Annotated in this window: 10 protein-coding genes, 3 tRNA genes and 1 riboswitch; of the genes, 6 read left to right on the top strand and 7 right to left on the bottom strand. The window is 62.0% G+C overall.

The features are described from left to right. The coding region (locus B5G40_RS14230) for a leucine-rich repeat domain-containing protein (RefSeq protein WP_158099550.1) at positions 1-883 on the bottom strand (883 nt) is incomplete at its 3' end. A gap of 225 nt (positions 884-1,108) precedes the next feature. Here B5G40_RS14230 and yfbR point away from each other — a divergent pair. From yfbR to B5G40_RS14195, 6 genes are all read left to right on the top strand, one after another. Further along, positions 1,109-1,696 carry a 5'-deoxynucleotidase gene (yfbR, locus tag B5G40_RS14225; protein ID WP_087188456.1) on the top strand — a complete coding sequence of 196 codons (588 nt, stop codon included), beginning with the start codon at positions 1,109-1,111 and terminating at the stop codon, positions 1,694-1,696. A gap of 47 nt (positions 1,697-1,743) precedes the next feature. Further along, positions 1,744-2,013, top strand: coding sequence for an ACT domain-containing protein (locus B5G40_RS14220; protein WP_087188457.1), 270 nt, complete (start codon positions 1,744-1,746; stop codon positions 2,011-2,013). 12 nt (positions 2,014-2,025) lie between these two features. After that, the gene (locus B5G40_RS14215; protein ID WP_087270773.1) at positions 2,026-3,384 is read left to right on the top strand and encodes a PFL family protein; all 1,359 of its coding nucleotides are present in this window, start codon (positions 2,026-2,028) and stop codon (positions 3,382-3,384) included. Between the two features lie 101 nt (positions 3,385-3,485). Next, complete coding sequence (locus B5G40_RS14210) at positions 3,486-5,447, top strand: molybdopterin-containing oxidoreductase family protein (RefSeq protein ID WP_087400187.1); 1,962 nt, start codon at positions 3,486-3,488, stop codon at positions 5,445-5,447. Positions 5,448-5,557: 110 nt separating this feature from the next. After that, complete coding sequence (locus tag B5G40_RS14205) at positions 5,558-6,889, top strand: glucose-6-phosphate isomerase (RefSeq protein WP_087400185.1); 1,332 nt, start codon at positions 5,558-5,560, stop codon at positions 6,887-6,889. Between the two features lie 340 nt (positions 6,890-7,229). Continuing rightward, positions 7,230-7,643, top strand: coding sequence for a hypothetical protein (locus B5G40_RS14195; RefSeq protein WP_087188461.1), 414 nt, complete (start codon positions 7,230-7,232; stop codon positions 7,641-7,643). Between the two features lie 49 nt (positions 7,644-7,692). Here the strand turns inward: B5G40_RS14195 and pflB are convergent, their stop codons facing one another. The 6 genes from pflB to vanR form a co-directional block, all read right to left on the bottom strand. Beyond that, a complete protein-coding gene (gene pflB / locus B5G40_RS14190; protein WP_087400183.1) occupies positions 7,693-9,936 on the bottom strand; it encodes a formate C-acetyltransferase in 2,244 nt (747 codons plus the stop codon). Positions 9,937-9,952: 16 nt separating this feature from the next. After that, on the bottom strand, positions 9,953-10,675 hold the full coding sequence (gene pflA / locus B5G40_RS14185) for a pyruvate formate-lyase-activating protein (RefSeq protein ID WP_087400181.1): 723 nt from the start codon (positions 10,673-10,675) through the stop codon (positions 9,953-9,955). A gap of 48 nt (positions 10,676-10,723) precedes the next feature. Beyond that, a riboswitch (ZMP/ZTP riboswitch) is annotated at positions 10,724-10,805 on the bottom strand. 88 nt (positions 10,806-10,893) lie between these two features. Further along, positions 10,894-10,969: transfer RNA gene (locus tag B5G40_RS14180), tRNA-Val, on the bottom strand. 4 nt (positions 10,970-10,973) lie between these two features. Beyond that, a tRNA-Glu gene (locus B5G40_RS14175) sits at positions 10,974-11,048 on the bottom strand. Between the two features lie 69 nt (positions 11,049-11,117). Further along, positions 11,118-11,194 (bottom strand) — tRNA-Met (locus B5G40_RS14170). Positions 11,195-11,428: 234 nt separating this feature from the next. Then, positions 11,429-12,121, bottom strand: a complete 693-nt coding sequence (gene vanR / locus B5G40_RS14165) for a VanR-ABDEGLN family response regulator transcription factor (RefSeq protein WP_087188464.1) — start codon at positions 12,119-12,121, stop codon at positions 11,429-11,431. Positions 12,122-12,292: the final 171 nt, after the last annotated feature.

Raw genomic sequence — 12,292 nt, 5'->3', positions numbered from 1 at the left:
GGGTAGGGGTGGGTGTGGGCGTGGGGGTAGGCGTCGGTGTCACCGTAGGCTTGGGCGTCACCGTGGGCGCCGGAGTGGGGGTCTCGGTGCCCGAGCCTCCGCTGCCGTAGTAGATGGTGGACCCCGCGGGCACCAGCTGTCCCTTCCATTGGGCGATGCCTTCCCACTCCTCACGGCTGCCCTCATAGTAGACCGTCAGAGGGTTGCAGCCGTTAAAATAGTTGTAGCTGGCGCTCATATACTCCGGCCAGTACACGGTTTTCAGCTTGGGGCATTCCCCAAAGACATACTCCCCCATCACCGAGATGGCGGGCAGATCAACGGTGGTCAGGTTGGCGCAGCCGTAAAACACCTGGGCGTTGACCGTATGGATGGTGTCTGGCAGCACCACCTCCGTCAGTCCGTCGCAGTAGGCAAAGGCCTCGCTATAGAGGAAGTCCACCGAGCCGGGGAACTCCACCGAGGTCAGGCCGCTGCTGCGGAAGGCCCCATTGCCGATCAACTCCAGGGATTTGGGAAATTCGATGGAGGTCAGGGCTGTACAGTCGGCAAAGGCGTTGTCGCCGATGTTCTGGAGAGAGCCGGGCAGTTCCACATCCGTCAGTCTGGTACAGCCGGCAAAGGCATTGTTGCACAGGGTGGTGATGCCATAGCCCACCTCCACCCGGCGGATGTCCGACTTATACTTGTCCCACGGTGTGGTGGTACCGTACAGCATGGGCCCGGTACCGGTGAGCTTCAGCGTATCCCCGCTGAAACTCCACTGAATCGAAGAACTGTAGGAGCCGCCGTCCTCCGCCGAGGCAGAGGCAGCGGGCAGCAAGCCCAGCAACAGCGCCAGGGCTGCCAAAATGCTCACAAACCGTCGTTTCCTGCTAGCCATGTGTGTTCCTCCTTCTCCTGCATCCGCACCAAATCGACAGTGCGGCTCTATGTGATACCAGTATAGCACAACTCGCCCTGTAACGGGAAATTTTGCATCATTTTTCCTGTTCATTTTTTCCGGCCCTTGTTCCTGTTTTGGGACAGGAAGTTTAACCGCCTGCCGTTTACACCGCCCCACTTTTATGGTAAAATAACTTGTTTCGACGGATGGGAGGCATTTTTTGTGGATCAACATCCTTTTTTTGCCTATTTGTCCCGGATGCGGTATATCAACCGCTGGGGGCTCATGCGCAATACCTTCCAGGAGAATATTCAGGAGCACTCCCACATGGTGGCGGTGCTCGCCCACGCCCTGGCGGTGATCCGGCGGGATGTGTTCGGGAGAGAGGCCGATCCCGGGCTGGCCGCCATGGCCGCCCTGTACCACGACGCCCCTGAGATCCTCACCGGCGATCTGCCCACCCCCATCAAGTACTACGACCCGGAGATCCGGGATGCCTACAAAAAGGTGGAGGAGTTTTCCGCCGGCAAGCTGCTGGCCATGCTGCCGGAGCAGCTGCGCCCCGCCTTCTCCCCCCTGCTGCGGGAGGACTATGACCCGGATACCAAGGCTCTGGTGAAGGCCGCGGACAAGCTGTCCGCCCACATCAAGTGCCTGGAGGAGCTGAAGGCGGGCAACAGCGAGTTCCAGCAGGCTGCTCGTCAGACGCTGGATGCGCTGAAAGGCTATAACCTGCCCGAGGTGGACTACTTTCTGGAGCATTTCCTCCCCGCCTTCGGCATGACTTTGGATGAGATGGGCCGGGAATGACCGGCGCCGTTTTCATAGAGACAGAAGAAATAAAGGAGTTATCAAGTATGAGAGCCATTGTCACCGTTCTGGGCAAGGACCGTGTGGGCATCATGTCCGCCGTTTGCGCCCTGCTGGCCCAGCACAACGTCAATATTCTGGATATCAGCCAGACCATCCTCCAGGACTACTTCACCATGGTCATGCTGGTGGACGCCGGCAACTGCGATATGCCCTTTGCCGATCTGGCCGCCCTGATGGAGCAGGAGGGCAAGGACCGTGACCTGTCCATCCGTGCCCAGCGGGAGGACATCTTCAACGCCATGCACAGAATTTGAGGGTAAAGCGTTATGATCAATACCAACGAAATTTTTGACACCATCCACATGATCGACCAGCAGCATCTGGATGTGCGTACCATCACCATGGGCATCTCCCTGCTGGACTGCGCCGACTCCGATCCCAACGCGGCCTGCCGCAAAATCTACGACAAGATCACCCGCCAGGCCGAGCATCTGGTGGCCACCGGCGAGGCCATTGAGCGGGAGTTCGGTATTCCCATTGTCAACAAGCGCATTTCGGTGACTCCTATGGCCCTGGTGGCCGGCGCCTCCGAGACCAACAGCTACGTGCCCTTTGCCGTGGCCCTGGACAGCGCCGCCAAGGCGGTGGGCGTCAACTTCATCGGCGGCTTCTCCGCCCTGGTGCAGAAGGGTGCCACCAAGGCCGACCGGAAGCTCATCGCCGCCATCCCTGAGGCTCTGGCCCGCACCGATCTGGTGTGCGCCAGCGTCAACGTAGGCTCCACCAAGGCGGGCATCAACATGAACGCCGTGGGCGTCATGGGCCGCACCATCAAGGAGTGCGCCGAGCTCACCGCCGACAAGGGGGGCTTCGGCTGCGCCAAGCTGGTGGTGTTCTGCAACGCCGTGGAGGACAACCCCTTCATGGCCGGCGCCTTCCACGGTGTGGGCGAGCCCGACTGCATCATCAACGTGGGCGTGTCCGGCCCCGGCGTGGTGCACCACGCACTGAAGGACGTGAAGGGTCAGCCCTTTGACGTGGTGGCCGAGACCATCAAAAAGACCGCCTTCCGGGTGACCCGTATGGGTCAGCTGGTGGCCCAGGAGGCCAGCCGCCGTCTGGGGGTGCCCTTCGGCATTGTGGACCTGTCCCTGGCCCCCACCCCCGCCATCGGCGACTCGGTAGCCCGCATCCTGGAGGAGATGGGTCTGGAGACCTGCGGCACCCACGGCACCACCGCCGCCCTGGCCCTTCTGAACGACGCGGTGAAGAAAGGCGGCGTCATGGCCTCCTCCCATGTGGGCGGCCTGTCCGGCGCCTTCATCCCCGTCAGTGAGGACGAGGGTATGATCGCCGCCGCCCGTGCCGGCACCCTCCACCTGGACAAGCTGGAGGCCATGACCTGCGTGTGCTCCGTGGGTCTGGACATGATCGCGGTCCCCGGCGACACCTCCGCCGCCACCATCTCCGCCATCATCGCCGACGAGGCCGCCATCGGCATGGTCAACTCCAAGACCACCGCCGTCCGCATTATCCCCGCCCCCGGCAAGGTGGTGGGCGACACCGTGGAGTTCGGCGGCCTGCTGGGCTCCGCCCCCGTTATGCCCGTCCACTCCGAGAGCGCTGAGGCCTTTGTGGCCCGGGGCGGCCGTATCCCCGCTCCCATGCAGAGCCTCAAAAACTAAGGTACCGGGCCGATGTGGGCGTCGGCCCCTACGCAAATGATTCCTGTTTTGCTCGCAAAAGGCCGCCCACGGGCGGCCTTTTTCAAAAGGAGGTTATCATCATGTCCACTTGTCGTTCTGCCTGTCCCTATGATTGCCCTGAGGGCTGCTCTCTGCTGGTAGAGACCGAGGGCAATACCGTCACCTCCATCACCGGTGATCCGGCCAACCCCTTCACCGACGGCTGGGTGTGCGCCAAGATGCGCAATCTGCCGGAGGCCATCAACAGCCCTGAGCGTATCCTCACTCCCCTCCGCCGCACCGGCGCCAAGGGGACCGGGGAGTTTGAGCCCATCTCCTGGGACCAGGCCATCGGAGAGATCACATCCCGCTGGAAGGACCTGATCGCCCAGTACGGAGCGGAGACCATTCTGCCCTACTCCTACGCCGGCACCATGGGCGTGGTCCACCGCAACTGCGGAGAGGGCTTCTTCCACGCCCTGGGCGCCAGCCGCCTCAAGCGCACCCTGTGCAGCACCGCCAAGTCCACCGGCTGGCAGAAGGTCATGGGGGGCTCCTGCGACCTGGCCCCCTGGGATGTGGAGCACAGTGATCTGATCCTGCTGTGGTCCACCAATATCCCCGCTACCCGGGCCCACCTGGCCCCCATCCTGCGGAAGGCCAAGGCCAACGGGGCCAAAATCATCCTTATTGATGTATACGAAAACGCTTCCGCCGAGCTGGCCGACCAGACCATCCTGATCCAGCCGGGCAGCGACGGCGCCCTGGCCCTGTCCATGCTCCAGGTGCTGGACCAGGAGGGACTCACCGACGAGGCATGGCTGGCTGAGCACGCCGCTGGTTGGGAGGAGTTTCGGGCTACTCTGGATGTGTGGGACCCGGAGGAGACCCAGTGTCTCATCGGTCAGGCCCCCGATGTGATCCGGGACCTGGCCCGGGCCTACGGCAGAGCCAAGGCCCCCTGCATCGTGCTGGGCAGCGGCTTCTCCCGCTCGGGCAACGGCGGCGAGGCCACCCGGGCCATTACCGCCCTGCCCGCTGCTGTGGGCGCCTGGGCCAAGAAGGGCGGCGGCACCTATGGCGTGTGCTCCTCCCCCGATCTGGTGGACAAGTCCACCGTCAAGCGTCCCGACCTGGCCGGGCCGAACACCCAGATGATCAACATCAACCAGCTGGGCCGGGCCCTGGAGGGCAAGGGACTCTCCACCCCCATCCACAGCCTGTACGTCTACCACGCCAACCCGGCCACAGTGACCTCCGACCAGAACGCCGTCCGCCGGGGCCTGGCCCGGGAGGACCTGTTTACCGTGGTCCATGAGCGGTACATGACCGACACCGCCAAATACGCCGACATCATCCTGCCCGCCCCCTACATGGTGGAACAGACCGACCTGTACACCCCCTACGGGTACCGGCAGATCCAGTACGCCCCGGCGGTGGTTCCCGCCCCCGGTGAGGTCAAGAGCAACTTTGAGGTATTTACCCTGCTCTCCGCCGCCATGGGTCTGGACGATCCCTTCCAGGGCCGCACCGCGGAGGAGCTGTGCCGCCAGATGGTGGAGGACAGCTGGGCCCTCTCCCGGGAGGAGAAGGACAAGGTACTTGCCGGGGAGCCGGTGGTGCTGGAATCCCCCTTCCCCCTGCCCATTCAGACCGAGGATGGCAAGGTCCATCTGGACGATCCTATCATCGGCTGGTTCCCGCCCCACGGCGGCTCCGACCCCTTCCACCTGATCTGCGCCCCGGCGGTCCACACCCTCAACTCCTCCTTCAATGAGTCCTCCACCCTGCGGGACCTGCGGGGGGAAATGACGGTGCGTATGAACAGCGAGGACGCCGCCCGTCTGGGCCTGGTCCAGGGGGAGCAGGTGGTGTGCTATAACAAGCTGGGCGAGATGACCTGCACCCTGGCTCTGGACCGGGCGGTGGCTCCCATGACGGTGGTGGCCGAGGGCGTCTATCCCGGCGAGAACACCGTCAACTGCCTGACCCACGACCGCCTGTCCGACTGGGGCGAGGCCACCACCATGAACGACAACACCATCTGGGTCCGTAAGGCCTAAAGGTTTTTCCGGGAATTGGCTTTTTCCTCTGGTCAAAGCCGGTCCCCGGGTGTATGATAGAGGTATCAGCCGATTCTGGCTTTGTGAAACATAAAAGGAGTGACGTCACCATGATTCAAATCGACACCTCCAACGCCCGTTCTTTCCTGCCCGACACTTGGCTCACCAGCCGTCTGGAGGCGCTGGAGAGCGCCCGTCAGAAGCTGGAGACCGGCAGCGGTGCCGGCGGCGGCTTTACCGGCTGGGTCCACCTGCCCCGGGACTATGATAAAGAAGAGTTTGCCCGCATCCAGGCGGCGGCGGAGCGCATCCGCGCTACCTCCCAGGCCCTGGTGGTCATCGGCATCGGCGGCTCCTATCTGGGCGCCCGGGCCGTGGTGGAGCTGGTCAACTCTCCCAACTTCAACCTGACCCACAAGGACGGCCCCGCCATCTACTTCGCCGGCAACGGCCTGTCCACCGACGCCATGCTGGAGGTGATGGACCTCATCAAGGATAAGGACTGGTCCATCAACGTGATCTCCAAGTCTGGCACCACCACCGAGCCCGCCGTGGCCTTCCGTATCTTCAAGAATCTGCTGGAGGAGAAGTACGGCAAGGAGGAGGCCCGCAAGCGCATCTACGCCACCACCGACGCCCACAAGGGCGCCCTGAAGGGTCTGGCCGACGCCGAGGGCTATGAGGAGTTCGTGGTGCCCGACGCCATCGGCGGCCGCTACAGCGTGCTCACCGCCGTGGGCCTGCTGCCCATCGCCTGCGCCGGTGTGGACATTGCTGCCCTGATGGAGGGCGCCCGGGAGGAGATGGAGACCCTGGCTGTGCCCGGCGAGGCCAACCCCGCCTGGCAGCACGCTGCCGCCCGCCACGCCCTGTACACCGCCGGCAAGAAGGTGGATATCCTGGTGGGCTATGAGCCCTCCTACCGCTTCTTCGGCGAGTGGTGGAAGCAGCTCTACGGCGAGAGCGAGGGCAAGGACGGCAAGGGCCTGTTCCCCGCCAGCGTGGAGTTCACCGCCGACCTGCACTCCATGGGTCAGTACATCCAGCAGGGCGAGCGCCTCATGCTGGAGACCGTGGTGCGCTTTGAGCACAGCAACGGCCCCGCCATCACCATCCCCCACGACCCCGATAACGTGGACGGGCTCAACTTCCTGGCGGGCAAGGACCTGTCCTTCGTGGCTGAGCAAGCCATGCGGGGCACCCTGCTGGCCCATGTGGACGGCGGCGTGCCCAATCTGATGGTCACCGCTCCCGGCCGCTGCGCCAAGAGCGTGGGCGCGCTGATCTACTACTTTGAGTACGTCTGCGGCCTGTCCGGCTACCTGCTGGAGATCAACCCCTTCGACCAGCCCGGCGTGGAGGCCTACAAGAATAATATGTACGCCCTGCTGGGTAAACCCGGCTACGAAGATAAAAAAGCTGAGTTGGAAGCCAGACTGTAAGGCCTCCACAACAAGCGTTTTGCCGCAGGCAAAACCTTGATGCCGGGCGGATTTATTCCGCCCGAGCAGATCAAATCTTTGGGGTCCCCACGGAACTGTAGTTCCGTGGGGCGGCCTATAAGAACAATATGTACGCCCTGCTGGGTAAGCCTGGTTACGAAGATAAAAAGGCGGAGCTGGAGGCCCGGCTGGGCTAACAGTAAACCTGACGGTCACCCAGGGGTGGCCTGTGGGAATTTTTTGTGAACTTCAGCAAATCAGTTGCAATCCCACGGTAAAAATGGTAACATAAATGCACCAGGCCGGGGTGGTCCCGGCGGACTAAGAAGGAGTGATAATTATGGTGAGAGTGATCATGGGGGTCAAGGGCACCGGTAAGACCAAGCAGATGATCGAGCTCATTAACTCCGCTGTTCACAGCGAGAATGGCAACGTCGTTTGCATTGAGCGCGGCCCCAAGCTGACCTATGACATTCACTATAAGATTCGCCTGGTTGAGGCCAGCCACTTTGATGTCTGCAACTTCGACTTTATGAAGGGCTTCATCAGCGGCCTCTATGCCGGCAACTACGATATTACCCACGTGTTCATCGACAGCCTGACCAAAATTGTGACCGCCGACGTCACCGACCACGCGGTTGAGGAGTTCCTGGATTGGCTGAACAGCTTCTCCGAGAAGAACAACATCAAGTTCACCGTCACCATCAGCGCTGACGAGTCTCTGGCCACCGAAGGCATCAAGAAGTACTTCTAATGAACGAAAAACCGCCCTGCCGAAGCAGGGCGGTTTTTTTACGGTCTTTTTACATCTGTTCGTGGAAGGTGCGCTTGATAACCTCCAGCTGCTGCTCCCGGCTCAGGCGGGAGAAGTTCACCGCGTAGCCCGACACCCGGATGGTGAGGGTGGGGTACTGTTCGGGATGCTCCATGGCGTCCACTAGCAGCTGCCGGTTCATGACGTTGACGTTCAGGTGGTGGGCTCCCTGGAGGAAATAGCCGTCCAGAATATGCACCAGGTTGTCCACCCGCTCCCCCTGGCTCTTGCCCAGGGCGGAGGGCACGATGGAGAAGGTGTTGGACACGCCGTCCTGGCACACCGCCCGGTAGGGGATCTTGGCCACCGAGTTGAGGGAGGCCAGAGCGCCGCTCTTGTCCCGGCCGTGCATAGGGTTGGCGCCGGGGGCAAAGGGCTCCCCCGCCTTCCGGCCGTCGGGGGTGGCACCCGTCTTTTTGCCGTACATCACGTTGGATGTGATGGTGAGGGCGGACAGGGTGTGGATGGCATTCCGGTACAGGGGGTGCTTTTTCAGCTCGGCGGAGAAGTAGGACACCAGCTCCACGGCGATGTCGTCCACCCGGTCGTCGTCGTTGCCGTACTTGGGGAAGTCTCCCTCCACTGCGAAGTCCACGGCGATGCCCTTCTCATTGCGGATGGGGCGCACCTTGGCGAACTTGATGGCCGACAGGGAGTCGGCTGCAATGGACAGGCCCGCCACGCCGAAGGCGGCCAGCCGCTCCACCAGGGTATCGTGGAGGGCCATCTGGCTGCTCTCGTAGGCGTATTTGTCGTGCATATAGTGGATGATGTTGATGGTGTCCACATAGAGCTCCGCCACGTAGGACAGCACCTTTTTGTAGTTGCCCAGCACCTTGGGGTAGTCCAACACCTCGTCGGTGTCCAGCTGAATGTCGGGCACCACTTTGATGCCCTTCTTCTCGTCCACGCCGCCGTTGATGGCATACAGCAGGCTCTTGGACAGGTTGGCCCGGGCCCCGAAGAACTGCATCTGCTTACCCACCGCCATAGCGGAGACGCAGCAGGCAATACAGTAGTCATCGCCGTACATGGGCCGCATGAGCTCGTCGCTCTCATACTGGATGGAGTCGGTGTCGATGCTCATTTTAGCGCAGTAGTCCTTGAAGCCCTGGGGCAGATGGGGGCTCCACAGCACCGTCAGGTTGGGCTCGGGGGCGGTGCCCAGGTTGGTGAGGGTGTGGAGCATCCGGAAGGAGTTGCGGGTCACCAGGGTGCGGCCGTCCACTCCCATGCCGCCGATGGACTCGGTGACCCAGGTGGGGTCGCCGCCGAAGAGCTCGTTATACTCCGGGGTACGCAGGTGGCGCACCAGCCGCAGCTTGATGACGAACTGGTCGATAAGCTCCTGGGCCCCCTGCTCGTCCAGCACGCCGTTATCCAGGTCCCGCTGGATGTAGATATCCAGGAAGGTGGACACCCGGCCCAGAGAGGTGGCGGCGCCGTTGTTCTCCTTGATGCCCGCCAGGTAGGCCATATACAGGTTCTGTACCGCCTCATGGGCGTTCTCCGCCGGGCGGGTGATGTCGCAGCCATACCTGGCGGCCATGGAGGCCATTTGCTCCAGGGCACGGATCTGCATCTGGACCTCCTCCCGCAGGCGGATGCGCTCATCGGTCATGGGGCCGTCGATCATGTCCAGGTCCTTTTTCTTCTCCTCAATGAGGAAGTCGGTGCCGTACAGGGGCACCCGGCGGTAGTCGCCCACGATGCGGCCCCGGCCGTAGGCGTCGGGCAGGCCGGTGAGCAGGCCCGCCGTTCGGGCCAGGCGGGTGCGCTTGGGGTAGGCGTCAAACACACCCTCGTTGTGGGTCTTGCGGTAGAGGCGGAAGTGGCGCTCGATCTCCGGGTTGAGCTGGTAGCCGTACTGCTCCAGGGCGGAGGTGGCGTTGCGGATGCCGCCGAAGGGGTTGACGATGCGTTTAAGGGGGGCGTCGGTCTGGAGGCCCACGATGACCTCGTTCTCCTGATCGATGTAGCCGGGGGCGAAGTTATCAATGCCGGAGACGGCGTTTGTCTCCACATCGATGATGCCCTTCTTCACCTCTTCGATGATGAGGGCCTCGGCTTTTTTCCACACTGCCGCCGTTTTTGTGGAAACAGGGGCCAGGAAATCCCCATTTCCCGAATACGGAGTGTAATTCTTCTGGATAAAATTACGGACGTTCACCAAATGCCGCCACTCGCCGGTGCGAAACCCCTGCCAGGCGGTGCAATTTACATCAATGCTCATATGACGACTCCTTTTCTCAGACCTGAACGCAGGTGCGGTTCAGGCGTTCATTCCAGTGCTCCAGGGCCGCCCCGTCCATAGGAGGCACCCCCTCCAAAGGATAGGGCAAACCCAGGGACGCGTACTTGTGGACTCCCAGGGTGTGGTAGGGCAGCAGCTCCACCCGCTGGATGTGCTTCAGCCCCTTCAGATAGGCCTCCAGCCCGGCAAGGTGGGGCTCCCCGTCGGTGAGGCCGGGCACCACCACATGGCGGACCCAGAGGGGGACGGCAGCCTGCTGGGCCTGCTCCAGGAAGCGGTCAAAGGCCGCCATGGAGCCGCCGGTGACCTGCCGCCAGCCTTCCGGGGTGTAGTGCTTCACGTCCAGCAGGATCAGGTCGGTGTGGGCCAGGATGGCCTCGTACTCCCCCAGGCCGCACCCCGCCGTGTCCAGGCAGGTGTGGATGCCCGCCTCATGGCACAGCGCCAGGCATTGGGCCAGGAACTCCGGCTGGAGCAAGGGCTCCCCGCCGGAGAAGGTGACCCCGCCGGTGCTGCCGTAGTAGGGCTTGAAGCGGACCAGCCGCTCCACCAGCTGCCGGGGCGTGACCGCGTCCGCCGGGCCGTCCACAGCCCAGGTGTCCGGGTTGTGGCAGTAGCGGCAGCGCAGGGCGCAGCCCTGCAGAAAGACCACCGTGCGGATGCCGGGGCCGTCCACCAGCCCCATGGATTCCAGGGAGTGGACCCTCCCCTGTGTCATAGGGAACCATACCTCCTTTTTGCATGAAGAAAAGCCGGCAGTCCGGGCTTCTCTCGCCCAGACGGTCGGCTTTTTACTATCATACTCCATGTGGTAGGCTCCACATTATCCGTCAGTCATATGATATTATTTTTATAGCATGAGCATCCCCGCTTTGTCAAGCGGACGGACTTCTGCAAACAAAACAAAAAAGACATCCAAACGGATGTCTTTTTTGTTGGTGGAGACGACAGAACTCGAATCTGTGACCCCTTGCGTGTGAAGCAAGTGCTCTACCGGCTGAGCTACGCCTCCATATTGGTGACCCGTACGAGACTCGAACTCGTGTTACCGCCGTGAAAGGGCGGTGTCTTAACCACTTGACCAACGGGCCATGTTGCCCAAGCGGGCCGAACGCTCGGAAAAGGGACCCCAAAAGACGGCACGTGCCGTCTTTTGGGTCTGGTAGCGGCACCTGGATTTGAACCGGGGACACTACGGGTATGAACCGTATGCTCTAGCCACCTGAGCTATGCCGCCATTTGCACCCGGACGAACAGGGCAAGAGATAGTATATCCGAAGTGTCCCATTTTGTCAACAGCTTTTTCGCATTTTTTCAAAAAATTTCAGACGGGGGTTTTAGTCGATCTTGTAGCCTACACAAGCGCGGGGACTTCCTGCGGGAAGTCCGGCGCAGAGCGCCAAGCCGCGCTCGCGGGCGGGAACCAGTTCCCCCCGCGGGCCCCCCTCCGCTCTCCGAGGGGACGGAGGATTCAGTCAATCTTGTATCCCACGCCCCATACCGTTTTAATGAATCTGGGGTTGCGGGAGGGCTCCCCCATCTTCTCCCGCAGGCGGCGGATGTGGACCATAACGGTGTTGTTCCGGTCCAGGTACTTCTCCCCCCACACGCTCTCAAAGAGCCGCTCGGCCGAGATGACCTGCCCCCGGTTTTCCGCCAGCATCCACAGGATGTCGAACTCGATGGGGGTAAGGTTGAGTTCCTTGTCGTACAGGGTACACTCGTGGGTGGCCCGGTTGATGACCAGGCCGTTGAAGTCCAGAATGTCCTTGCTGTCCCCCTTGTCGGCCTCGTTGTAGCGGGTGTAGCGGCGCAGCTGGGCCTTCACCCGGGCCATCAGCTCCAGGGGGTTGAAGGGCTTGGTGATGTAGTCGTCCGCCCCGATGGTGAGTCCGGTGATCTTATCCATATCCTCCGCCTTGGCGGTGAGCATGAGCACCGGGAAATGGTGGTCCTTGCGGATCTCCCCGCACAAGGTAAAGCCGCTGATGTCGGGGAGCATCACGTCCAGGATGGCCAGGTCCACCGACCGGCTGTTCACCACCGCCAGGGCCTGTGTGCCGGTGTTGCACTTGTAGACGGTGCAGCCCTCGCTCTGCAAATAGACCTCCACCAGATCGGCGATCTCGGGCTCGTCGTCCACCACCAGAATGTTGGCCTCCATAGCCATCCCTCCTTTTGTCACGATTATACCGGTCCGGCCGTATTTTCGTCAAGCCGGCGGAAAAAATGTAATAAAATCATAAGATGGGCCTGGCCGGAGCGCCGGTGGTGACTTTTGCCTCCATTGGTGGTACAATATAAGCCACAATTCTGATTCTTCCAGAGAGAGGGC

Source organism: Flavonifractor sp. An9 (genome assembly GCF_002161245.1).
In the GTDB taxonomy this organism is placed as follows: Bacteria; Bacillota; Clostridia; order Oscillospirales; family Oscillospiraceae; genus Flavonifractor; species Flavonifractor avicola.
This window is presented reverse-complemented; position numbering and strand designations above follow the sequence as displayed.